The following is a 23580-nucleotide window of genomic DNA, read 5'->3' on the forward strand; positions in this document are numbered from 1 at the left end:
CAGGTCCTATGCTATCCAATTTCTTTTTCCACTTTCAATAGTTCTACTGTCCTTATGGTCGCAGCGGTAACCGATAGTGGCAGCACTAGAATTACACCAATTACCGGAATAAAAAGAAAGAACATAAAGACAATTCCGTTGCCTATGGCAATGCCTTTGTTCTTTCGAACAAAATTTAGACTTTCAGTGTATTTAAAATGTCGCTCCAAGGTATAGTCCATATTGCCAAAACCGGCATAATAGGCCTGTATTAAAAATATAAGCACAGTTGAAACCAATCCGATTACCGGAATCAAACCAATTAACAAAATTGGGATGGTCAACAAAATTTCCATCATCAGGTTTCTTAGATTGATGCGGATGCCACGCCAAAGTTGTTCCGTGAAATTAGTATCTCTATGGTCTACGTGCGTTTTTCCTAATAAGTGGGCTTCTATTTTTTCTGAAACAGGGCTCATAAAGGGTGCTGAGAGCGCCATGACAATATGTTTGTACAGCATAAAGCCAAATGCAATTATTAGAAGCCCGCCAAAGATTTCGCTGATCAGAATCACTGTTTGCTTTCCCCAGTCCCAAGTCCACCATTGTGAAAGAAATCCGCCAATATTGTCTGAAAGTCCATAAGCAGAGGTAAAAATTAAGACGGCGCTTACTACACTGATCAATATGGGAATCCAAAAATACCGCCAAAGCCCCAATTGGGAAATGATTTTAAAGGTGCCAAAATAGGCCTTAATACCGCTCAGTATATCTTTGGTCATACTTTTGGTTTTGCGTAAGCGATTGCAGTGACATCCTTTTATTTTTTGGAATTCTGTGTGCTGTGCCGTTTGTTTTTTAGATAATCAAGGCAACAGTTCCATAAAAATAAAAGATATAACGGAAAGCGCGACCCTTTTTTTCCGCTTTTCAAGGAAAAAAGGGATACGCCCTTCTAATTCTGTCGGTACTCCTTTACCGCATCTACAAAAGCTTTGGCGTTGTCCAGGGGTACATTGGGCAAAATACCGTGACCTAGGTTGACTACATATTTATCCTTTCCAAATTCATTGATCATTTGGGTGACCATTTTTTTGATTACCGCTGGGGGCGATAGCAATCTTGCAGGATCAAAATTACCCTGAAGGGTTATATTGCCCCCAGAAAGGTAGCGTGCATTTCTTGCAGAACAGGTCCAGTCCACTCCAAGGGCAGCAGCTCCAGATTTGGCCATATCGCCCAAGGCGAACCAGCATCCTTTACCAAAAACGATTACGGGAGCCTCGTCCTTAAGGGCATCTATAATCTGTTGTATATATTGGAACGAAAATTCTTGGTAATCCACTGGCGACAACATACCTCCCCAAGAATCGAAAACCTGAACGGCATTTACGCCTGCCTTTACTTTGGCTTTTAGATAGGCTATGGTTGTATCGGTGATTTTTTGAAGCAGTTGATGGGCCGCTACCGGATTGGTAAAACAAAACTCCTTGGCCTTATCAAAGGTCTTGCTGCCCTGTCCTTGCACCACATAGCAAAGAATGGTCCATGGGGAACCCGCAAATCCGATCAAGGGGATATCGTTATTCAACAGCTCCTTAGTGGCTTTTATGGCCTGCATAACATAATCCAGTTCTACGTTTACGTCAGGGACTATAACTTCATCCACTCCTTTTTGATCGTGTACAGGGTTTGGAAGATAGGGCCCAAAATTGGGTTTCATTTGTACCTCTATATTCATGGCTTGGGGAATCACCAAAATATCGCTAAACAGAATAGCGGCATCCATACCATACCTGCGTATGGGCTGTACCGTAATTTCACTGGCCAGTTCAGGGGTCCTACAACGGGTAAAGAAGTCATATTTCTCCCGAATGGCCATAAATTCCGGTAAATATCTTCCTGCTTGGCGCATCATCCAAACTGGGGGACGCTCTACGGTTTCTCCTTTTAATGCTCTTAAGAATAAATCGTTTTTAATACTCATAGTTTATAGCTGTATTATTGCCTAATTAGTTCATCGCATTCCCAACAATCAATTCGGCAGGGATGTCCGTTAAAGAGGCCATATTTAGTTCATTATTGTATTTCTATATTCTACCACCTTATCCAAGACACTTTCTATTGTAGGTTTTTCAGCAATGATAATCCTTTTGCTGTGCTTTTGCGCTTCGGTGGCGGTGGTGGTGCCAATGCAAAAAGCAACGCTATTTCTTATTGTATTCCGGGCTATAAAGCTAGCTATACCGCTGGGGCTAAAAAACAATACGCCATCAAAATCGGAGGTAAAGGTAATGGGATTTGGACTATTTTGATATACTATCTGTTCCTTAAAGACTACTTTATGTTTTGTTAGCCATGAGGGAATTTCATTCCGTCTTTTATCACCGCACAGGAATAAAAAAGATTCAGTTGGGTATTTATTTACCAATATCTTCGCCAATTCTGCTCCATAATGTGTCATTTCCATGACATTTATGGCATTTAATTCTAAAAGCGACTTTGTTTTTTCACCGACGCAAAAGGCTGTGTATTTATTGGTTGCAAGGTTTTGGGCCCCTACCATCTGTAGAAAAGCCTTTACGGTATTCTGGCTGGTGAAAATGATATTTTGGAAATTCTGGTCTATTTGGGTGGTTAGGTAGTCTATCTTGATGGCGTCATAATCTTCAACCGTGATGTTGGCCTTGGTTAGAATGGACTTTTGGGAGGAAGTCAGAATTTTGGTGGATAGAATGGTCATGCTCATTGTACTTTGGGTTCTAGTTGCCGAGCAGGGGTTACCCCAGTTTCTTTTTTATCTTTATCATCATTTCCTTGCCTCCGTCATTTAAAATTTCCTGGGCGCACAATTTTCCGAAGTCGGTATAATTTTGGGGGGAAATTGATTTTGTGATGGATAATTTTTGTGTCCCGTCCAAGGACAACAAAATTCCTTCAAAATGGAGCCTGTCCTTGTCTATTTTGGCCAAGGCGCCTATGGGTGCGGTGCATCCGCCTTCCAATACCTGCAAAAATTCCCTTTCCACATGGGTGCATATATCTGTATCGGAATCGTTCAGCTGGCGAACTGCATCCGTTGAAAACGTATCGTTTTCCATACTAACAACTACCATAGCACCTTGGGCCGGGGCCGGAACCATCCAATCCAAGTCTATATGGTTCTGGGGAAGTACTTCTATGCGTTCCAAACCTGCCTTTGCGAAAATAGCACCGTTCCAAGGATTGTCCTGAAGTTTTTGAAGTCGGGTGTTTACGTTGCCCCTAAGGTCTACCACCTTATGGGTAGGGTACTTATTTAACCACTGTGCCTGTCTACGTAAGCTTCCGGTGGCAATGGTACCGTTGGATTTTAAAAATTCCAAATCTTTATAGACCAAAATATCATGGGTATTGGCTCTTGGCAGAACAGCGCTTTGAACAATTCCCTTGGGAAGACGGGTGGGCACATCTTTCATGGAATGTACGGCAATGTCAACGGTGCCATTGATCATGGCTATATCCAAGGTTTTGGTAAATATTCCAGTGATGCCCAATTCGTATAAAGGCTTGTCCAAGAGTAGGTCCCCGGTAGATTTTACGGAAATTATTTCGGTTTTATAGCCAAGGGATTCCAATTGGTCCCGAACAGTATGTGCTTGCCAGAGGGCCAACTGACTATCACGGGTACCAATGCGTATTATTTTACTCATTTAGTCTCCAATTCTAGTTGAAAAACTCGTTGTATAAGCTCTAAACTGGTATCGGAATCTATTTCGGTATCTTTAAGGTGATTGGCGAATTGTTTGGTGATTTTCTGAATGATTCGCTCGGAGATAATATCGGCCTGTACGGAATTGAAATCTACAAGTTTCTTGCTTTGGAAATCCAATTCCTCATCCTTCATGGTCTTCAATTTCTTCTTAAGCGCCTTGATTACGGGAGCAAACTTTCTAGTTTCCAACCATTTTATAAATTCGTCCTTTACTTCTTCAATAATTGCTTCGGCCTGGGGTACGGATTCCTTCCTTTTCTCCAAGGTATCATCCGTCATTTGGGATAGATGATCTAGATGGATTACGGTAACATTCTCCAAATCCGTTACATTGTCGGATACATTTTTTGGAATGGAAAGATCCAAGATCAGCAAAGGCTTCTTGGTGTAGATCAATTCTTTGGAAATAGTGGGCGAGTGCGCACCGGTAGCTACGATAAGCACGTCGGTGTTTCTGATTTCGGTCTGTAAGTCCCCGTAATTTTTGACTATCAGATTAAATTTACCTGCTATTCGCTCAGCTTTGTCCTTGGTACGGTTGATAAGGGTGATGTGCGAATTTTTGGTATGCTTGATTAAATTTTCACAGGTATTTCTACCTATTTTTCCCGTACCGAACAACAATATGTTTTTTTCGGATATGTCGGGAATGTTATTTATGATATACTGTACCGAGGCAAAGGCTACCGATGTGGCGCCTGAAGAAATATCGGTTTCGTTTTTTATTCTTTTGCTGGCTTGGATTACGGAATTGCACAAACGCTCCAGGAATGGATTGGCCATTTGCTGCTTTTTTGAACGATTGAAGCTCTGACGTAATTGACTAATAATTTCAAAATCGCCTAAAATTTGACTATCCAATCCAGTACCCATCCTGAATAGATGATTAATGGAGTCGTTATTCTTATACACATAGGCTACCTCCTGGAACTCCTCTACGGTGCCATGAGTATTATCGCACAATAATTTTATTAACTGGTAGGGGTGCTGTGCAAATCCATGCAATTCGGTACGGTTACAGGTAGAAGTTACCAAGAGACCGTCCAGGCCTATCAGTTTGGCCTGTTCCAGTATGCGTTCTATGGCATGCTCATCCAGGCTAAATTTACCACGCACTTCGGCATCCGCCTTTTTGTAGTTAAGGCCAATGGTATAAAATGAATTATGTTTGGAAATATGATAATCTTTCATATGTACTCTTGAGAGCGCCACAAAAATAAGGGCATCAAACTTATAAAAATAACGCTAGAGGAACAATTAGTATCGTTTGTGGTTTTTTTACGCTGTTTTAGGTGTTAAAACTCTGGAAATAGTATATTTTAGCAGTGTTAAGGGAATTCTTGTCAATTGTAATTTAGAACGTTTCTAAATAGATATATTTAATTTAATGTCGACATGGAGGAAGAAAATATCGCTCAAGGGTCATTCGAGGAAGTGTTAATTGAAGACGGGTTCTACGTATTAAAAATCCAAAACGATGGTATTCATAACCAGACGGTTACCCGGGAAATTGACAGTTCCTTTATTCAGTTTCATTTCTGTCTGAAGGGCAGTGCCAAGTTTGTATTTAATGAAGGAAGGTATGTTCTGGAGGTCAATGAGGATAACTCCCTCCTCCTGTACAATACCCAGGTAGATTTACCGCTAAATTTGGTTTTGAATGCCAATTCCTGGATGGTCTCTATAATAATGACCATCCGGAAATTCCATTCCCTATTTTCCAAGGAGGCCGATTATATACCTTTTTTAAGTCCGGATAACAAAGATAAAAAGTACTATTCGCAAGAGGCCGTATCCCCTGCCATAGCAGTTGTTTTGAGTCAGGTAATGAATTATAACCTTCATCGTTCCATAAAGGGGCTGTATATAAAGGGGAAGGTATATGAATTAATTTCACTCTATTTTAATAAGAGTCAGGATGCCGATGTGGAACAATGCCCTTTTTTAGTGGACGAGGATAACGTTAAACGCATTAGGAAGGCCAAGGAAATAATTATTTCTAGAATGGCAGAACCACCTAGTTTACAGGACCTATCGGAAGAAATTGGGCTTAGCCTTAAGAAGTTGAAGGAAGGATTTAAGCAGATATATGGGGATTCTGTATATAGTTTTTTATTCGATTACAAAATGGAATATGCCCGTAAAATGTTGGAATCGGGCAAACACAATGTAAATGAGGTTGGACTAAAGGTGGGTTATAGCACTTCAAGTCATTTTATTGCGGCCTTCAAGAAAAAGTACAGTACCACACCAAAAAAATACCTCATGTCACTGGCCAGCGGATAGGTTGTATTGATGTTCGGTTTATTTTTTTCAGAATATTATTGGTTTTTTGATTTTGTGCCGTTCCCTCTGCTGCCTTTAAAGTTGGGGATTTTTATTTCTAACAAGAAGGAGTATAATTGTGAGAACTCTGGTATATTTTGGAAATAATGATAAATTTTGTGTTTTGTTGCCTTAAATTTTAGATATTTAGAACTTCAAATTGATAATCGAAAATTTTTATGCGCTTATTTAGATGTACTATTGCTTTGATTGCGCTAGTAACGGTGATTGGATGCGGTAGCACCAAAATACAGGAGGAAGTGACGCTAAACCCAAACCTTCACAATACGCCTGTTCAAATTCCAGAAAAAATAATATCTGCCAATGTATTGGCCAAAGATAGGGTTTTGGTTTTTTCCAAAACCAATGGTTTTCGCCATAAATCCATTGAAAAAGGGGTAGCTACCTTCGTAAAATTGGGCGTTGCCAATAATTTTGCCGTTTCCCATACCGAGGATTCCCTTCAATTTAATAGCGAAAATCTGAAAAAGTTTAAATTGGTGGTTTTTTTAAGCACTACTATGGACGTTTTGGGAGACGAGCAACAAGCGGCTTTTGAAAAATATATACAAGACGGCGGAAGTTTTATGGGGGTTCATGCTGCGGCGGATACAGAATATGAATGGCCTTGGTATAACAAATTGGTTGGGGCCTATTTTTTAAGTCACCCCAAACAACAAACGGCTACAATAAACGTAGTGGACCATAACCATCCAGCAACCAAACACTTGGCCGATATCTGGACCCATTTTGATGAATGGTACAATTACAAAAATATTAATCCAGACGTTAATGTACTCATGAAACTGGATGAAAGCTCATATGAAGGAGGTAAAAATGGTGATAACCACCCTATTGCCTGGTACCATGAGTATGATGGCGGACGCGCCTTTTACACTGGCTTGGGACATACGGAGGAAGCTTTTGACGACCTTAATTTCCGTCAGCATTTGGTGGGCGGAATCGAATATTGCCTGAAGAGGAATTAACCCATAGGCATGTACTAAACAAAGTTGACTGCCAATACTTTGTAATTTTAATAACCACCAACCTTTACTGTAGTCCTGCAAGGTTCTATCGACATCCAATCAACCAATACTAAAATTTATTTAGTGTGTCGGTAACAATCTCGCAGGACTTTTTTTATTTAATTCTATCTGGACCCTTTTTAATGTATGATTTTAGTTGCAGGGCATATGCCAATATAACATCCAAGCTGTTGAATATGCCGCCCAATGTGGTTTAAATTATATATTTATGGTAGTTAAATCTGTAGTATTTTAGGCCATAGATCAATTCTGAATTAAACTGTTTGGTCGGTTAGTTCTGTTTTAGGGCAATCAAACGATAAAATAGTCGTATTTCATAGATATTGTGGCGTTTTTTATCGAAGTATTATGTCTTATCGAGATGTCCGGACTTAACGGGAACCGACCAGTGGGTTGGATTGCCCAATTGTACTGTGTACTGGTGTGAGGGATAGCAGCGAAAAGCCCACAGGCCAGTAGCCGAGGACTTGAAGCGGAAAGCCCGGCCCGATAGGGACACACCCAAATACTTTACTTACAAACTGGGATTTGCATGTCCCGTAGCTTGCCCGAAATGTTAGCGGTGGCATTCTTCCGCTGTCTGGTGGGCATACATTTGTCCACAGAAAGGCATGTCCTTGGGTATTTGAATTAATGGTTAAAATTGTAGCAGTTTTTGATACAATCTGCCAGATAATCTTGCTTTAGGTGTGTTACCTTGCTATTGGTCCGAAGCGTAAACGAAATATTTTGTCCGCCAAAATTGGTCTTGTAAATTTTCCAAATAACTTGATTTGGCTTCAAGGTGCTATTAGCCAAAAATTTTTATATTGAACAAGCTCTGAAGTATACAAATCCATTCCTATGAAATTATCGCCTGTATTTTTATTCCTATTCGTTATAGGATTTGCCCTTGCACAACGCCCGGCCCAGGGACCTATGTCCAAAAAACGGTTTAATCCTGAAAAGCATGGTTATAAATTAGTGTGGGAAGATCAATTTAAGGGTAAAACTTTGGATACTTCTAAATGGGCAGTAAGAGGAGTGGGGCCTAGGGCCATAGCCTTTGTATCCGAGGAGGCTGTAAAAGTTGAAAATGGATATTTAAAATTATACGCCCTTAAAAAAGGAGATTCCCTTTTGGGCAGTGCCGTGGGTACCCAAGGTAAGTTTATGTCCAAATATGGTTATTATGAATGTAGGGCCAAATTACAGAAATCGCAGGGGGTATGGGCCGCATTTTGGCTGCAGTCGCCACAGATTAGCCAGGGGGAAGATCCGTCCAAATTTGGGGCTGAAATAGATATAATGGAGTTTTTTAAAAAATTGGGTACCGATAATGTATCCCATAATGTACATTGGGCCTACGGACCCAATCAACAATCTACGAAGGGAATGCAGAGTTACCGTAGAGGCGTAAGTTTAGGGTTTCATACTTTTGGATTGGAATGGTTTCCGGACAAATATATTTTTTATGTGGATGGTTATAAGTATTATGAGGTTACGGACGGTATATCCAATATAGAGGAGTATATGATTTTGAGTATGGAATATCCCAGCAACAAGGAAGAGATCTTAAAAACCATTTTCCCAGATGTTTTTATGGTCGACTATGTTAAGGTTTACCAAAAGAAGGAAGGATATTAAGCATGACCGAATAAGTTTAATTAAATTTGCAAATTAACATAACCCTAAGTTGGTAATATTAATAATAAGCCATGAAAATAGCCCTTCTGCAAGAGTCCCATATAAACGCTGATCTTGAGCAACAGTTGGCAGGATTGTTCCGCCAGTTGAATGCCGACATAAAGCAGATAAATCTTAAACAGGTGCTCGATCCGGAAAATCCTATTTGCCTGGTTTATTGTAAGGACGGTAACAAGGTGTTGGGAATGGCCTTAATGTGCACCTATACCGTAATATCCGGTGTTAAAGGCTGGGTTGAGGATGTGGTGGTAGATGTGGAACACCGTGGAAAGGGCATAGGGAGGAAACTAATGGAAAAATTGGTAGAATTGGGTAAGGATAAGGGCCTTACCGAAATCCTCCTTTTTAGCGCGGATAAGCGCATAGAAGCTATTAATCTATATAAAAGTTTGGGCTTTAAGGAAAAGGAAAGTCGCATTTATGTGCTTAAAACGGAAGCTCTGATTAAAAAGGACTAAACCTTTTAGCCATGCATTAATGTTGCGGCCTTACCTTTTGCTGCAGCTGAAATGGAATATCGTCGATTTCCTTTGCACTTGCCGATTCTGCCCGCTCAATTGTGAAGTATCCTGCCATTTCTGGATGTAAATTGGAAACTGGCATGGCAAATTTTACAATTGGATAGGGTTGGCCAGCTACTTAAGCAGTTTTTTTTAATTTCCTTACCTCTCCAGTCCAACATATACAAGGTTTTTTCCTAGGGTTAAAATTATAGTAGTTTTTGAGAGAATCTTAGACAAAATGTCTTTGAATATGTTTTATCTTGCTGTTTCCCAGTAGATTCTTAGAAGTGTTTAGTACAATTTGGAATGTTTGGTAGTTTGGTGCAATGTTGCTAAAGTTCGGCTTAAATCATAGGAAACTGTGGTAAGGGTTACTTGCCGAAAGAGAAATGGAGTTACAGAAGCCCTAGTAAGTCGTACACCAAAACTTTCGTTGGATTCTTTACCTTTAAAAGAATATTGTAATTGGGGAAGGTAGGTGTCAATACCTTTTATTTCGGCCTTTGGTGTACGTATGGGATGAAAGGGAATATACTTGCCTGGGAATGGATCAATAATGTAAACCGTAATAATCAACAACTATGAAGAAAAAAAAATCGAATAAATCTGTGGATTCACGCAGATCATTTATTAAGAAAGGGGCTTTGGCTTCCTCCATCTTTTTTGTGCCTAGGCATGTACTTGGAGGAGTTGGGTATACCGCTCCCAGTGACCGATTGAACATTGCGGCTATTGGTGCCGGGGGAAAAGGGGCCAGTGATATCCGTAATGCCTCTGTAGGAGGAAGGGAAAAAGTAGTAGCCTTGTGCGATGTGGATTTCTCCGGATCGGCTAAAAAATCAGTGGAACTCTTTCCAAAAGCAAAACTTTATGCAGATTTCAGGGAGATGTTGGACAAGGAAAAAGGGATCGATGCCGTTACCATTTCCACCCCTGATCACGTACATGGACCTGCCGCTGCCTATGCCATGGAACGCGGGGTACATGTATATGTGCAAAAACCAATGACACACAACATACGGGAGGCAAGAATGCTGACCGAGATGGCCAGAAGCAAGAAAATAGTGACCCAAATGGGGAACCAAGGAGGTTCCAATCCCTTATTGGGCATGGTTCAAAAATGGGTAGATTCTGGGGAACTTGGCAAGATATCAAAGGTGCAGGTATGGACCAATAGACCTGTTTGGCCTCAGGGTGGTGCGTTTCCCAAACCGGATCCAAGTGCAAAACCTAAGGACCTTAATTGGGACCTATGGTTAGGGCCATCGGAATTTAGACCTTATACTCCCAATTTGCACCCCTTTGGTTGGAGAGGTTGGTGGGAATACGGTACTGGGGCGTTGGGAGACGTAGGGTGTCACCTGATCGATATTCCTTTTAGGACCTTGGGACTTAAGTATCCTACAGATGCAGAATGTAGTGTAGGTGCAGTTTATACCAATATGTGGAATGCGGATTACCATCCGGAAGGTTGTCCGGCTTCATCATTCATCACCTTGCATTTTGGGGCTACGGATAAAAGTAAATCACCTATTGAGATGACTTGGAGCGATGGAGGTATAAGACCGGCCCATCCAGAAATTATCCCGGCAGATCACGAAATTGGTGGAAAAGGAAGTCAGAACGGGGTATTGATGATAGGGGAAAAGGGAATTATTTCAACCAATATCAACGATAGCTCCCCATTAATGCCAAAGTTGTATATGAACGATGGCTCAACGGATTTTGGTCCTGAAGTGGAACCCAATGATGAACCGGAATACGGACATCAACGCTTATGGATTGATGCCTGTAAGGCTGGGTTTGGTAGTAAGGAACACCTAGGACTAACTTCTTCCTTTGATTATGCCGGACCTATGACAGAAACTGTTCTTATGGGGAATCTTGCCATACGAAGCTATTTGTTGCAAAGAGAAAACGAGAAAGGAAAAATGGAGTTCTTTGCCCGTAAAAAATTACTTTGGGACGGGGAGAATATGCGCATTACCAATCTTGAGGAAGCAAATCAGTTTGTTACGAGAAATTACAGGCCAGGCTTTGTAGTCTAAAAATCTGGTAGATTTTAAAGCACCCTTAAAGGCTTTTTACTAAGTTTTTTAAGGGTGTTTTGTTTTAAACAATTAACTTAAATTTATTAGTCCACTGGAATTAAGGACTTAGTCTGCGTCGGGTATTTTGCTATATTTGGCGTTTAAAAAAATAAATATGAAGATTACAATTTTTGCAATGGCCTTTTTGCTTTTTATCTCTTGTGATACAGAGAAGGACATTGATTATGTTGCCAAGAACGAAGCGGATATCCAGGCATATGTTCAGGAGAACAATTTAACCGCCGTGCGGAGTAATTCGGGACTATATTATGTAATTGAAGAAGAAGGTTCGGGAACACAGGCAGAGGCCAATTCCAATGTAACGGTGGCCTATAAAGGATATTTTCTTAATGGATCGGTCTTCGATCAAAGTGATGCGGAAGGAATTACCTTTGGTTTAAACCAGGTTATAGCAGGTTGGACAGAGGGGATTACTTATTTTAAAGAAGGTGGGAGCGGAATATTATTGGTGCCCGCCCATCTGGGATATGGTAATAAGGATTATAACGGAATCCCTGGGGGGTCGGTACTTATTTTCGAGGTTTCTTTGCTTTCTGTGAATTAAGATCGCTTATCTTTTTTACTTGCCCTATGGCATTCGCCCAAAACTGAGAACAATCTCAAAAACCAACCACAAGGTTGGTTTTTACTTTTTGTCGAGTATGTAAAGTTGATAAAATATCGGATTTTGTGTTTTAATCGCCGACGAAGTGCTTTTTTACAAGCCTATATTTGGCCTAACAAGAAGTTCTACCGACCAACTAGTTTGAAAATAAATCATGGAATAGCAATACTTCTTTCTTAATTCGCTTCACAAAAGTGGAATCTTGCTTAAAATTCTTCTTCATAATACATCATGTCCTTATATTTAAGGTTTGGAAATAATTCCAGGAAAGTTATAGCCGTCCCAGTCTTAGTTGTTTGCCAAGGAGTGAAGCAGAAACAGAGAATGAAACAGATGATTTATCTGAATTTTATGAACCAGCCTTTTAGGTTCAATGCCTTTGGTTTCAGTTCCGCCTTTTTGTTGTGGGCCGTTCTGGGTTTGGTGGATGGATTTATTATTCCTTTATTTTTTGGCTCCGAGAATACCTTTTATTGGTTCCCAAATGGAAAATAATATCTAATTGTCTCCATAATATAAGTGAATAGGTCATATGGGTCTAGATTTGTTTAGAGGTATTGAAGTGATGGCGGAAAAAAAATTGATCGGTAAACGAATGGTAATGTCTTTGGCGGAAGATAGGACCAAAGAACTTTGGCAGGAATTTATGGGCAGAAGAAAGGAAATTGGGAATGCTTTGTCCAAAGACCTGATAAGTATGCAGGTATATATGAGTCTGCTTAACGTTAAAGAATTTAATTTAACTACCCAATTTGAGAAATGGGCGGCAGTTGAGGTGAAGGATTATACCAAAATACCCGAAGGAATGGTTTCCTATACCTTGTCTGGAGGTTTGTATGCCGTTTTTGTACATAGGGGGTTGCCCAGTTCATTTCCAAGGACGGCGCAATATATTTTTGGGGAATGGTTGCCAAAATCGGAATATCAATTGGATCATAGGGAGCATTTTGAGATTATGGGAGATAAATACAGGAACAACGACCCAAGTTCGGAAGAAGAGGTTTGGGTACCTATCAAAAGAAAAAATCAAAAATAAAAAGATATGAAAGGAAAGTCACTTTTAGGTTTATGGACAATAATCCTGTTATTTCAATATTCAACGGCCCAAGAGGATGTTGCTATATCTTGGTGGAATCCGGCAGAATCTAATTCCCTGGTCGTTGAAGGACAAGCTTGGCCCAGTCAGGTTGCTTCAACTTATCACCGTTTTCCAAAGCAGGCCGAGGGGGTAGTCCGGGAAGCGGTCTGGAACTTGTCCAAACATGCAGCAGGACTTTCCCTTAGGTTTAGAACTGATGCCAGATCCATTACCGTTAGGTACAAGGTTAAAGGGAACCATTCCATGCCCCATATGCCGGCAACCGGAGTAAGCGGGGTAGATCTTTATGCTAAGACCAGTGATGGGGATTGGAGATGGTTTAGAGGCAAATATTCCTTTGCCGATACCATTCAGTACAAATATTCCAACATCGATCCTAAAGAAAAATATCATGATAAGGGAAGAGAGTACCAGTTGTACCTGCCTCTTTACAATGAAGTGGAATGGTTGGAAATTGGTGTGCCGGAAAATGCGGTAATGGAACCTTTGCCCCGAAGGCAGGAGAAACCTATAGTGGTATACGGAACATCTATAGCCCAGGGGGCCTGTGCTTCGCGTCCAGGAATGGCGTGGACCTCTATTTTGGAAAGAAAATTGGAAAGGCCACTTATTAATTTGGCATTTTCAGGAAATGGCAGAATGGAAGAGGAGGTAATTAATTTTATTACGGAATTGGATGCTAAAATCTTTGTACTGGATTGTCTGCCAAATTTGAGTGCCACTAAAGATCGTTCCTTGGAGGATGTACGGCAGCTTATTATGTCTGGTGTTAAACAGATAAGAACAAAGCATCCCACAACACCAATTTTGTTGGTGGAGCACGGTGGTTATTCTGATGGTGCCGTGGATGCTGATCGTTACAAGACCTCTATGGATTTAAATAGAATTGTCAAGGAGGCCTTTGGGCAATTAAAGTCCGATGGGCTAAGGGATATTCATTTATTGACCAAGGCAGAACTGAATCTGTCCATGGAGAGTTTTGTGGATGGTACCCATCCAACAGATTTGGGAATGATGGAATATGCAGTGGCCTATGAAAAAGCCTTACGGGAGATATTAAAGGAGCCAATTGGAAGTGTTTCCACAACAATTCCGGTAACCCAGGCCAGGGAGCCAGAATTGTACCCTTGGGAGGGTCGTCATCAGGAATTGTTAAGAATGAATAGGGATAGTGCTCCCAAAATATGTTTTTTTGGAAATAGTATAACCCATTATTGGGGCGGTTCTCCAAAAGCAATTTTAAGCAGCGGGGCAGATTCCTGGAAGGCCAATTTGGACGAATTGGAGGTACGGAATTTTGGTTTTGGTTGGGATAGGGTGGAAAATGTGCTCTGGAGAATATATCACGATGAATTGGACGGCTTTGAGGCGGAGCAAATTGTCTTGATGATTGGTACCAACAACGAACACCTCAATACGGATGAAGAGATTCTCAGTGGATTGGAAATGGTGATCAATGCTATAAAAGAGAGACAGCCTAAAGCTAGACTATTGTTGCTTGGATTGTTTCCAAGAGTAGACAAGGAGGAGCGTATGCGTAATTTAAACACGGGAATAGCTGCATTGGCGACCTCTAAAAATGTGGATTATGCAGATATCGGTGGTGTGTTATTGGACAAGGGCAATAAAATTAATGCCAGTCTTTTCTCGGATGGTTTGCATCCCAATGCAAAAGGCTACCGAAAAGTGGGCAAGAAACTGAATGCGATCCTTAGGGAAGGTACTAAATAGAAGTTTCTTAAGTAAAATAGTATTGCCTTTAATAGTTTCCTATTTTTTGAACGGTGGATGTAAGAATAGAGTCATGGCCAAACCATTTAACAGAAGCCAATTCTTGGTCAAACGTTCAATAACCTATAAGGGTCGTGCTACCATTATCCCCGTATTGCTTTTTATGCCCTTTAGGTAATCGGCCAAGGGTTGTTTAGAGACTTCTACCTCCATCGACCCTGTGGAAGCATGTAGTAGATGTATTCTTCCGTCAGCTTCCCTTGTGGCAATTCCGGTATGCGTAATATCCAAGCCTTTTATGGAAGTGGTCAGGGCTATAATGTCGCCAGATTGTATCAAATGTTCATTTGCTTGGATCTGGTCCTGAGGAAGGATGCAGATGGACTGTGATTTAAGAAATTCTTCCGAAGCCTGAATTTTTGCATAGTTGTCGGCATCTTTGAGAAATGGATACAGTTCCCTATGTGTACTCATAAAATTAATGGCCTTTTGGCTTTCCACGCCTCCTATTTGGGAGGTCATATCCTTTAATAGACCCTTATGTTCATTGTTGGCGATCCATTCGGAAAAATAATGCAGTCGTGAGGCGTAACCATTGAGCTTTCCATCTTTATACCGAATGGTTTCTAGATAATCGGTAAAAGAGTCAAAATCTTTTTTGTTGTACTTTCGCATAAGGGAAAATGCCATAACATTTTCTACAAAAGTAGTGCAGTCCAATCCTTGTAAATTAATGACCAAGGATTCCTTTTCTCCAATTTCCAAAGTTTTGGCTACATAGGGAATTCCTATGAAGGTCTTCCCGACGGACACCATATTTTCACCAACCGTCTGTTTTTCCAAATTGGAAATGGCCTGCATCTTAATTTCAAAGGCATTCCTATCTTGAGGAGAACAAATTAGATTTTGGGCAAATCCGTTAGGGATAAGCGACAAAATAAGAATCGAAAAAAGGAAATGTTTCATAGAATTTTATTAAATGTTTATTTTATATAAACTAGTACAACTAAATGTAAATATGATGTTTAAATTTTACCATAAATAAATTTATTCCAAACGGTTTTTTATTCAATAGATTTATTTGGGCCCAACCTTGTCCATTTGTAGCAATTGGATTTTTTGCATGTATACCATTATTCATTAACTATCATTAATCTAAGGAATTATATTGGTTTTTCCGTTTCCATATTTAATGCATAAAGCCACTATAGATCGAAGGATTGTTAACTATGGCACGTTGCCTGTCTTTTAAATGATACTCTTCGGTCGTTAAGTGCAATACTTCTTCTTCAGTGTTGATGTCCGTTATATTGAACCCTTTGTTGATGTAGTAGGGCTTACTCTGAATATGATCAGAATCTTTGAACACTAACATGTACATTTTTAAATTGTTGGTATAGCTATCCTGATCTTTTACTTTAAAGTAGTAACCATGATAATTGGTGGATGGATAATACATTTTTTGGTCCTTGACGAATTCTATGGAATGCTGTTCAAGATCCAAATCGAGGTTCTTGTAGAGAATGGACTCTGCTATGGCTTTTTGGTTTCTATAATGGGAAGGGAAAAAATCCAATTGTCCAATTTGTTGCAATTTTTCAAAAAGCAACAAGCGGTTTTCTGCAGTTTCAGCCAGTGAATTTATGGAGTTTGCCGATATTTTATTGGGACCGAAAAATGGATTTTCTTCATTTTTCAGGCGAAGGGCCACATATGAGGCTTGTATTTGTGGGTCGTTTACGGTGGACAGGCGTTGAAAGAACAGGGCTACCTCACTTTCCTTGATAAAGGGGTATAGTAACACGGTATAGTTCTCCAATATGTCGTAATTATTATTGCTACTGCTACTGGCAATATCCTCGTTCAAAAGGTCCATGGTTAGGCCTAGTTGCCTCTTTAATTGGATCTTGGCATCGTTGAGAATCTGGTTTTTATATTTTTTGTAGCTCTTTGGCTTTATCAATCCGCGGGCCTTTAGCTTAGCCAGCATGGAAAATATAGGTGATTTATATTCTTCTATGGCACTGTAGTCCAATATTTCGGGGAACAGTTTGCGGGCCAAGGGCAGACTGTCCAGATAGGGCTGGAAAATATTCTGTATCTCCTGCTTGCTCGATACCAAGGGCAAGTCGGTGGACATTAGTCGTAAGAGTAGTTCTAATGACGTTTCATTTTGGTTTTTGCTAATGGCCTGTAATATTTTTGTTTGTGCCTTGGAGTTGTTGTAGGATCTGGCATAGTAGTTCTCAAAGAAACTTGTGGCATCAACGTCTGGCATTTCGGCCAATTTTTGGATTAAATTGGCCTGCAAATACTTCTGATTGTCTTTAAAGTCGAACTCCGATATATAGTATTTTAAGGAATCGGCGTGTTTTTTATTGAACTTTAAAAATGTATACCCATCATGGACTATACTGTCGTTTTGTCTAATGGCCCTAAAGAAATCTGAGGTTTTATCGCTTACTATAGAGGAACCCACTATGGTGTCTGTAGGTGTAAAATTGTTAAAGAAATCCTTGATGAATCTACTGGGGGCCTTAACGGTATCTATTAAGGCCTTCACTTCGTATAATAGCCCGCCCTTAACGATGTTCTTTATCAATATTCCCCTGGTACTGGCTGTATCTGTTAGGGTTAGGTTTATTTCATGATATTTTTCATGGTACTTTGGGCGTTCCTCCCTAATAATGTTAAAGGTATTCTGACGGTACAATTTTCTCCTAAGCTGCCAAACGGAATCGATATTGGGAAACATTAGAAAATCATGGGCCTTGTTTACGGTCACTAGGATGGCCTCATTATTTACGTTCTGGTAAATGGATTTTTTGGTGTAGGCACTATAGGGTTTGGGTTTCTTGTGTCGTTCGTAGTAATTATTACTGTTTTCAACAAATTTTGGTGGATCAACGGGGCTTAGGGTAGAAAAGAATAAAGCAGTATCCTGTATTTTTTTAAACTCTTCGGTATAATTTGGTTCCTTAATTTTGAAAGAATCGAAGTATTGCTGTGCTTCAGTACTGTCTTTAGTTACACTACCAAGAAGATAGTAGTTGTTTTCCCAAATAATGGTCTTTAAATAAAGTCGTTTTAGGCCAGTGGGGTCAAACTTTGCAGAAGAAGATAGGCTTTGACCATCGAACGGACCATATTCCGGTTCCAATTTTAGATCTTGATAAAATCTGGTTTGAATTTGTTTTAGCTCGAAGGTATCTTGCTCAATAAAATTAAAATCGTTTAGGGTGGCTTTCTTAAGAAAGAAATAGGAAGAGGTTTCTGGATCAACTGCCTCAATAAATCGATTGCCTTTTCTTTTGCGATTGGTAAAATTATAGAGGGAAGGCATTTCAATTTCAAAATCATGGAATTCCGAAAAAAGTACCGTTCGTTTTTTTTCTAATGACTTGAAGCTGATGCTGTTAAAAATGGTATCGGAATGCTTTACCACATAATCCCCTTGCCCGCTCATTTTAAAGATGAGTATTTCCAAAGGAGTGATGTAGATATGGTACCGTTGAAAATCGCCGTTTTTCAATTGATTTTTTATGTCCAAACCGGGATATGTCCCATTTTCTATTTTGGTCTTCTCAAGGATCTTTCCAGGAATATTCTCGAACAGTAATTTGTCCACATCATCCAATGAGTAGGTGTAGTCCTTTTTTAAGAAGGTAAAAGTGGGAATTCGATTCACCATTACGTAGCTACCATTGGCCAAGTCGGGCGAAATATAGGTGGTATTGGTATATTCCGCTATTGGATATAGCTTGTTGGGCAAAAGAAGGCTAAAATGCCCATCATCTGGAGTCCTGGTACTATATTCATTACTAAGGGTTTTGGATTCCAAGGAATCCTTTAAAGCGCGACCTTTGTATGTAAACCGGGAGGTAAGCGGTTTAACGTCGTACCCCATATTTCTAAGAAGTTGAATAACCCCTTTTTTCCCAGGGAGGTGGGCTGCTCCAATCCCAGCGAATACTTTTGCCGTAGGCATTAAGGAGTCCAAACGTGCCACCATGTTTTTGTTGCGGGCATAGAGCATGTTTTGCAAATAATGCTCGGTATACATGGCCTGGTCCAAAGAATCAATTAGATTGATATTGCGCTCCCTATAGGCATCCTGCAAAAGCGACATTACATCTTGGGTCTGCATCTTTTTTTGAAGCCATTCGTCCGGTTTGGGTTTCATGGCATTCATATTGGCCCTACCGACCAAGGCAGTGGATTCCTCCAAATCCTCCAAGGCCCTAATAGGCTTGGAATACTTTTTCCCTGCCTGATAAATGAACATGTCCAAATAGGTTTCTTCCTCAAAATTTTGGGAACTTTCATTGGTTCGGTAAAGGATATTGTTCACAAGCCGATCATCCAAGGAAAGGTAAGAAGAGACTATTTCCTTACTGGGGTTTTTAATGGCAAAAGGATAGATATAAAATCCTTTGGTTACAAATCCGGTTCCAAAGCCTATGCTACTACCGCGCATTTTGCCATAATCATCCAACCAAGTATCCGGATCAGATTCCAGGGCCACAATTTCACTTTTGTCCAAGGCTTCGTAAAAAACATCGTCCAACCTAAAGGCGATTTTTTGACTTACGTGCATGGTTCCGTACAAATAGGAGGATTTTTTCAGGTTATTCCCCGATATTTCCCAAAGAAGACTGTTCTCTTCTTGGGCAAAAAATCCCTGGGAAATCATTAGAAAAAGAAAACCTAAGTAAATGCGCATACCAAAATTCAAATTTTAGTTAAAAATGCTTCAAAATTTATTAGGAATAAAAGCTTAGGGCATAATTAACTTTTTATTTGGTTTAACGCTCCATTTTTCATGCCACACTTAATGTATGGTTGTCTATTTTTGGAAAGTTTTGGTTGTAAGTCCGTCTTTAAGGTACAAACGTGTATGAGGTAGGCTTTCCGGGTAATTTTCTTGTAAAAAACCAATCAGTTTTTCCCGTACCAAAACCCTTAAATCCCAGGCCGTGGGTGAGTCAACGGCACTCATTAGTGCCCTAATTTCTACACTTTGGGCTTTGGCATCCGTTACTTGAAGCACGTTCACTTTTCCATCCCATAGATCTGTGGACGACAATATCCTGGTGAGTTCCTCTCTAAGCTTATCGAAGGGAACCCGATAATCTGTATGTATAAAAACGGTTCCCATTAAATCTGCGGATGTTTTGGTCCAATTCTGAAACGGTTTTTCTATAAAATAGGTGGTTGGCACTATAAGTCTCCTTTTGTCCCAAATTTTAATCACAACATAAGTCAGTGTAATCTCCTCAATACGTCCCCATTCACCTTCCACTATCACCACGTCATCAAACTTTATGGGTTGGGTAAAGGCTATCTGTATGCCGGCCAGGATACTTCCAATTAGTTTTTGTGCGGAGAAACCAATGATTATACCCGCTACCCCTGCAGAGGCAAAAAGACTTACCCCTATTTCCCGTATACTTTCAAAACTCATCAAGGCTGCTCCCAAAGCCAATATTATGACCACTACAATAAAGATTCGTTCAAGAATATTAAATTGGGTATAAATTTTTCGAGCTTTTAAATTATCGGAAGTTCCAATATCATAGTTATTGATGATCAAATTTTTGGAAACCTTTAAAGCCACTAAAATCAACCAGGTAATTGAAAATATGATCAGCAGGGTACTTGATTTCTTAATGACAAAACTATAATCGTTCAGGTATAATAAAGTGTGAAGCGATTTTGAGCGTAATAAAAAGGACAGGAATAGTATAAAAAGTGGCATACTCACCCTTTTCATGACATCCTTGGGCACTAGATATTTAGGGTTACTCCCCAACTTAAGCAGGATAAAATAAGTGCTGATATATAGAATGGTCAAAAGGACAAAAGTACCTGAAGCGTATAGGAGGGACTGGTTGTCTATGTTTTCAAATATTTGCTCCATATAGGTCCGGCTTAGATTAATTATGACCTTAACTTAGTAAAATCCATTCAATATAAAAATTTCGGGTGGGTAAATTGTCTCGATTAACCTTTAAATCCCTCCAAATTCGCACTATATAAACCTGGAGGGTATAGATACTCAACAAAAATCGCCCGGAATCTTAAAATACTCAACGGTATTAATATAGTTAAGTTGTGTCTTTGGCCTTAAATTGGTGCTGTCTATGGGGTATAGATAAACTATTTAAAGGATTTAAATTATAGTTGGGCTGCAAGTGTTATTTTTGTCGTACAGGTAAATTGATAAAAAAAGGAAGAATGAAAGGAGTTTTGTTGGTTAACTTAGGTTCCCCGGATAGTCCCACACCTAAGGATGTTAAACCTTATTTGGATGAATTTTTAATGGACGAAAGAGTTATTGATGTCCCAAAATGGTTAAGGAATATAATAGTACGCGGGATTATTCTGCAAACCAGGCCCAAAAAATCGGCCGAAGCCTACAAAAAGATATGGTGGGAAGAGGGATCTCCCTTAATAGTAATCTCTGAGCGCTTTGCCGATAAGGTAAAAAAGCAAAGTGAAATTCCGGTAGCCTTGGGGATGCGTTATGGGAGTATGACGATAAAGAATGCCCTATCTGAGCTGTCCGGGAAAGGGGTGGACGAGGTGTTGTTGGTGCCTTTATATCCGCATTATGCCATGTCTTCCTATGAAACCGTGGTGGTAAAGACCATGGAGGTCAAGGATGAATTTTTTCCTAAGATCAAAATAACAACATTACCCGCGTTCTATAATAACAGAGATTATATTAAGGTACTTTCAGAAAGTATTGCGGCAGGATTAAAAGGGTTTGAATACGATCATATCCTATTCTCCTATCATGGTATTCCTGAACGACATATTAGAAAGTCGGATCCCACAAAATTTCATTGTAAGATAGATGAAAGTTGCTGTAAGACCAATTCGGTGGCACACCATACCTGCTATCGCCATCAGTGTTATGAAATGACAGAAAAAGTAAAGGAAAATCTGGGTCTTTCCAATGACAAGGTGAGCCTTTCCTTTCAGTCTAGATTGCCCAACGACCCTTGGTTAAAACCGTATACCGACTTTGAGTTTGAGCGTTTTGGAAATGAGGGTATAAAGCGTTTGGCAGTAATTACTCCGGCCTTTGTTGCGGATTGCCTGGAAACCCTGGAAGAGATCGCCATGGAAGGGAAACACCAGTTTCAGGAAGCAGGTGGTGAGGATTACAAGCATATTCCCTGTCTCAATGATAACGAGGCATGGGTAAATTTAATGGTAAAATGGATCGGGGATTGGCAGACTAAGGAAACACTACCAGTGTAATGGCCAAGGTTTCCTCAGAACAGTTGGGCCGTGAACCTATAGGGAAACTGTTGGTAAAACAGGCAGTTCCCGCCTCTATCGGAATTTTAGTGATGTCGCTGAACGTTCTGGTGGATTCTATTTTCGTCGGCAACTGGATAGGTTCCATAGCCATAGCGGCAATCAATGTAGTACTTCCGGTATCCTTTTTTATAGCAGCCCTGGGTATGGCCATTGGTATAGGGGGTTCTAGCATTATTTCCCGCGCTCTGGGAGAAAACAATAAGGAAAAGGCGTTAAGGACCTTTGGAAACCAAATTAGCCTAACACTTCTGGTCACCATTGTCATGGTGATATTGGGGCTGTATTATGTAAATAGTCTTATCCCTGCCTTTGGTGGCAAAGGGGATATTTTTGGACCAGCAAAGGTATATTATACCATTGTTCTGTACGGGGTGCCGTTTCTGGCCCTATGTATGATGGGAAATACGGTTATTAGGGCTGAGGGCAAACCAAGATTTGCCATGAACGCCATGATAATTCCTTCGGTAGGCAATCTTTTGATGGATTATATCTTCATCTACGTCTTAGACTGGGGAATGGAAGGGGCTGCTTGGGCAACCACCATTGGGTATGTTCTTTGTTTTGCCTACATCCTGTATTTTTTTCTTTCCAAAAATTCGGAACTAAAATTGAATTGGTCACATTTTGGATTGCATCGTCCAATCTTAAAGGAGATTGGGGCTTTGGGATTCGTTACCTTGTCCAGGCAGGCCGTAATTAGTTTAATTTATTTATTGATGAACAATATCCTCTTCGGTTTGGGAGGGGAGGCCATGATAGCGGTCTATGCCATAATTGCTCGGATGCTTATGTTTGCCCTGTTCCCTGTTTTTGGGGTAACCCAAGGTTTCCTGCCCATTGCGGGATTCAATTATGGGGCCAAAAAATACCAAAGGGTACGAGAATCGATCAATACCGCCATCCTCTATGCCGCAGGCTTGGCATTTATAGTATTTGTGGGACTCATGATTTTTCCGGCAGAGATTGCCGCCTTATTTTTGAGCAGCCAGCCTGATATGTCGGCCTTGGAACTGGCCATGAATACCTATGTTTTGGAACACACCCCCTCGGCCATGCGCTGGGTCTTTGCTGCGACACCGATCATTGCCGTTCAATTGATAGGAGCCGCCTATTTTCAGGCCATTGGCAAGGCCGTACCGGCACTACTGCTGACCTTGAGCCGGCAAGGCTTCTTTTTTATACCGCTCATTTTAATTTTGCCAAATTACTTGGGAGAACTGGGGGTTTGGATCTCTTTTCCCATTGCCGATGTACTGGCCACGCTGGTTACTGGTTATTTTTTAAGGAAAGAGGTGAGGTCGACTTTAGTCACAGCCAAGGATAGGCTTTAACTTGATAAGCCAATTTTGGAAAATTAAGTAGTCCCGATACTTATATTAGTTTTTCAGAAATCCGTCTACTATCTTT

Annotated in this window: 19 protein-coding genes; 10 read left to right on the plus strand and 9 right to left on the minus strand. The window is 40.3% G+C overall.

What is annotated here, in order from left to right; genetic code table 11:
- Positions 1 to 11: 11 nt before the first annotated feature.
- From B9Y87_RS16155 to hemA, 5 genes are all read right to left on the minus strand, one after another.
- On the minus strand, positions 12 to 761 hold the full coding sequence (locus tag B9Y87_RS16155; protein ID WP_085500010.1) for an EI24 domain-containing protein: 750 nt from the start codon (positions 759 to 761) through the stop codon (positions 12 to 14).
- A 173-nt stretch (positions 762 to 934) separates the two neighbouring features.
- Positions 935 to 1966, minus strand: a complete 1032-nt coding sequence (gene hemE, locus B9Y87_RS16160) for a uroporphyrinogen decarboxylase (RefSeq protein WP_085500011.1) — start codon at positions 1964 to 1966, stop codon at positions 935 to 937.
- 84 nt (positions 1967 to 2050) lie between these two features.
- A complete protein-coding gene (locus B9Y87_RS16165) occupies positions 2051 to 2728 on the minus strand; it encodes a uroporphyrinogen-III synthase (RefSeq protein WP_245808727.1) in 678 nt (225 codons plus the stop codon).
- 31 nt (positions 2729 to 2759) lie between these two features.
- Positions 2760 to 3671 carry a hydroxymethylbilane synthase gene (gene hemC / locus B9Y87_RS16170; protein ID WP_085500013.1) on the minus strand — a complete coding sequence of 304 codons (912 nt, stop codon included), beginning with the start codon at positions 3669 to 3671 and terminating at the stop codon, positions 2760 to 2762.
- On the minus strand, positions 3668 to 4924 hold the full coding sequence (gene hemA / locus B9Y87_RS16175; RefSeq protein WP_085500014.1) for a glutamyl-tRNA reductase: 1257 nt from the start codon (positions 4922 to 4924) through the stop codon (positions 3668 to 3670). The genes hemC and hemA overlap by 4 nt, the downstream gene beginning before the upstream one ends.
- 204 nt (positions 4925 to 5128) lie before the next feature.
- Here hemA and B9Y87_RS16180 point away from each other — a divergent pair, with 204 nt between their 5' ends.
- The 4 genes from B9Y87_RS16180 to B9Y87_RS16195 all read left to right on the plus strand — a co-directional run bounded on the left by B9Y87_RS16180 (position 5129) and on the right by B9Y87_RS16195 (position 9251).
- Positions 5129 to 6019 carry a helix-turn-helix domain-containing protein gene (locus B9Y87_RS16180; protein ID WP_085500015.1) on the plus strand — a complete coding sequence of 297 codons (891 nt, stop codon included), beginning with the start codon at positions 5129 to 5131 and terminating at the stop codon, positions 6017 to 6019.
- 218 nt (positions 6020 to 6237) lie between these two features.
- Positions 6238 to 7047, plus strand: a complete 810-nt coding sequence (locus B9Y87_RS16185; protein WP_085500016.1) for a ThuA domain-containing protein — start codon at positions 6238 to 6240, stop codon at positions 7045 to 7047.
- Between the two features lie 903 nt (positions 7048 to 7950).
- Positions 7951 to 8733 carry a glycoside hydrolase family 16 protein gene (locus B9Y87_RS16190; RefSeq protein WP_085500017.1) on the plus strand — a complete coding sequence of 261 codons (783 nt, stop codon included), beginning with the start codon at positions 7951 to 7953 and terminating at the stop codon, positions 8731 to 8733.
- 71 nt (positions 8734 to 8804) lie between these two features.
- The gene (locus tag B9Y87_RS16195) at positions 8805 to 9251 is read left to right on the plus strand and encodes a GNAT family N-acetyltransferase (protein ID WP_085500018.1); all 447 of its coding nucleotides are present in this window, start codon (positions 8805 to 8807) and stop codon (positions 9249 to 9251) included.
- 16 nt (positions 9252 to 9267) lie between these two features.
- Here the strand turns inward: B9Y87_RS16195 and B9Y87_RS22330 are convergent, their stop codons facing one another.
- Complete coding sequence (locus B9Y87_RS22330) at positions 9268 to 9396, minus strand: hypothetical protein (protein WP_262483186.1); 129 nt, start codon at positions 9394 to 9396, stop codon at positions 9268 to 9270.
- 481 nt (positions 9397 to 9877) lie between these two features.
- Between B9Y87_RS22330 and B9Y87_RS16205 the strand changes: the two genes are divergently transcribed.
- From B9Y87_RS16205 to B9Y87_RS16225, 4 genes are all read left to right on the plus strand, one after another.
- Positions 9878 to 11344, plus strand: coding sequence for a Gfo/Idh/MocA family protein (locus B9Y87_RS16205; protein ID WP_085500020.1), 1467 nt, complete (start codon positions 9878 to 9880; stop codon positions 11342 to 11344).
- Positions 11345 to 11501: 157 nt separating this feature from the next.
- Positions 11502 to 11951 carry an FKBP-type peptidyl-prolyl cis-trans isomerase gene (locus tag B9Y87_RS16210; protein ID WP_085500021.1) on the plus strand — a complete coding sequence of 150 codons (450 nt, stop codon included), beginning with the start codon at positions 11502 to 11504 and terminating at the stop codon, positions 11949 to 11951.
- A 592-nt stretch (positions 11952 to 12543) separates the two neighbouring features.
- Entirely contained in the window at positions 12544 to 13047 is a 504-nt protein-coding gene (locus B9Y87_RS16220; protein ID WP_085500023.1) for a GyrI-like domain-containing protein, read from the plus strand.
- A 6-nt stretch (positions 13048 to 13053) separates the two neighbouring features.
- Positions 13054 to 14841, plus strand: coding sequence for an SGNH/GDSL hydrolase family protein (locus B9Y87_RS16225; protein WP_085500024.1), 1788 nt, complete (start codon positions 13054 to 13056; stop codon positions 14839 to 14841).
- Between the two features lie 123 nt (positions 14842 to 14964).
- Here B9Y87_RS16225 and B9Y87_RS16230 read toward each other — a convergent pair whose 3' ends face one another.
- The 3 genes from B9Y87_RS16230 to B9Y87_RS16240 all read right to left on the minus strand — a co-directional run bounded on the left by B9Y87_RS16230 (position 14965) and on the right by B9Y87_RS16240 (position 20761).
- Positions 14965 to 15807, minus strand: a complete 843-nt coding sequence (locus tag B9Y87_RS16230) for an N-acetylmuramoyl-L-alanine amidase-like domain-containing protein (RefSeq protein WP_085500025.1) — start codon at positions 15805 to 15807, stop codon at positions 14965 to 14967.
- Positions 15808 to 16030: 223 nt separating this feature from the next.
- Complete coding sequence (locus B9Y87_RS16235) at positions 16031 to 19564, minus strand: TraB/GumN family protein (RefSeq protein ID WP_085500026.1); 3534 nt, start codon at positions 19562 to 19564, stop codon at positions 16031 to 16033.
- 123 nt (positions 19565 to 19687) lie between these two features.
- Positions 19688 to 20761 (minus strand): mechanosensitive ion channel family protein, encoded by a 1074-nt coding sequence (locus B9Y87_RS16240; protein ID WP_085500027.1) that lies wholly within the window; start codon positions 20759 to 20761, stop codon positions 19688 to 19690.
- Positions 20762 to 21078: 317 nt separating this feature from the next.
- Here B9Y87_RS16240 and hemH point away from each other — a divergent pair, with 317 nt between their 5' ends.
- The gene (gene hemH / locus B9Y87_RS16245) at positions 21079 to 22110 is read left to right on the plus strand and encodes a ferrochelatase (protein ID WP_085500028.1); all 1032 of its coding nucleotides are present in this window, start codon (positions 21079 to 21081) and stop codon (positions 22108 to 22110) included.
- Positions 22110 to 23504 (plus strand): MATE family efflux transporter, encoded by a 1395-nt coding sequence (locus B9Y87_RS16250; protein ID WP_085500029.1) that lies wholly within the window; start codon positions 22110 to 22112, stop codon positions 23502 to 23504. Before hemH ends, B9Y87_RS16250 begins: the two co-directional genes overlap by 1 nt.
- Positions 23505 to 23580 lie beyond the last annotated feature (76 nt).

Origin of the sequence: Arenibacter troitsensis, assembly GCF_900177645.1 — a bacterium.
GTDB classification, from domain to species: domain Bacteria; phylum Bacteroidota; class Bacteroidia; order Flavobacteriales; family Flavobacteriaceae; genus Arenibacter; species Arenibacter troitsensis.

Bases quoted from the DNA above. Each gene is read 5' to 3' on its own strand.
- B9Y87_RS16155 (WP_085500010.1), bottom strand. From the start codon at position 761: ATGACCAAAGATATACTGAGCGGTATTAAGGCCTATTTTGGCACCTTT.
- hemE (WP_085500011.1), bottom strand. From the start codon at position 1,966: ATGAGTATTAAAAACGATTTATTCTTAAGAGCATTAAAAGGAGAAACC.
- B9Y87_RS16165 (WP_245808727.1), bottom strand. From the start codon at position 2,728: ATGAGCATGACCATTCTATCCACCAAAATTCTGACTTCCTCCCAAAAG.
- hemC (WP_085500013.1), bottom strand. From the start codon at position 3,671: ATGAGTAAAATAATACGCATTGGTACCCGTGATAGTCAGTTGGCCCTC.
- hemA (WP_085500014.1), bottom strand. From the start codon at position 4,924: ATGAAAGATTATCATATTTCCAAACATAATTCATTTTATACCATTGGC.
- B9Y87_RS16180 (WP_085500015.1), top strand. From the start codon at position 5,129: ATGGAGGAAGAAAATATCGCTCAAGGGTCATTCGAGGAAGTGTTAATT.
- B9Y87_RS16185 (WP_085500016.1), top strand. From the start codon at position 6,238: ATGCGCTTATTTAGATGTACTATTGCTTTGATTGCGCTAGTAACGGTG.
- B9Y87_RS16190 (WP_085500017.1), top strand. From the start codon at position 7,951: ATGAAATTATCGCCTGTATTTTTATTCCTATTCGTTATAGGATTTGCC.
- B9Y87_RS16195 (WP_085500018.1), top strand. From the start codon at position 8,805: ATGAAAATAGCCCTTCTGCAAGAGTCCCATATAAACGCTGATCTTGAG.
- B9Y87_RS22330 (WP_262483186.1), bottom strand. From the start codon at position 9,396: ATGCCAGTTTCCAATTTACATCCAGAAATGGCAGGATACTTCACAATT.
- B9Y87_RS16205 (WP_085500020.1), top strand. From the start codon at position 9,878: ATGAAGAAAAAAAAATCGAATAAATCTGTGGATTCACGCAGATCATTT.
- B9Y87_RS16210 (WP_085500021.1), top strand. From the start codon at position 11,502: ATGAAGATTACAATTTTTGCAATGGCCTTTTTGCTTTTTATCTCTTGT.
- B9Y87_RS16220 (WP_085500023.1), top strand. From the start codon at position 12,544: ATGGGTCTAGATTTGTTTAGAGGTATTGAAGTGATGGCGGAAAAAAAA.
- B9Y87_RS16225 (WP_085500024.1), top strand. From the start codon at position 13,054: ATGAAAGGAAAGTCACTTTTAGGTTTATGGACAATAATCCTGTTATTT.
- B9Y87_RS16230 (WP_085500025.1), bottom strand. From the start codon at position 15,807: ATGAAACATTTCCTTTTTTCGATTCTTATTTTGTCGCTTATCCCTAAC.
- B9Y87_RS16235 (WP_085500026.1), bottom strand. From the start codon at position 19,564: ATGCGCATTTACTTAGGTTTTCTTTTTCTAATGATTTCCCAGGGATTT.
- B9Y87_RS16240 (WP_085500027.1), bottom strand. From the start codon at position 20,761: ATGGAGCAAATATTTGAAAACATAGACAACCAGTCCCTCCTATACGCT.
- hemH (WP_085500028.1), top strand. From the start codon at position 21,079: ATGAAAGGAGTTTTGTTGGTTAACTTAGGTTCCCCGGATAGTCCCACA.
- B9Y87_RS16250 (WP_085500029.1), top strand. From the start codon at position 22,110: ATGGCCAAGGTTTCCTCAGAACAGTTGGGCCGTGAACCTATAGGGAAA.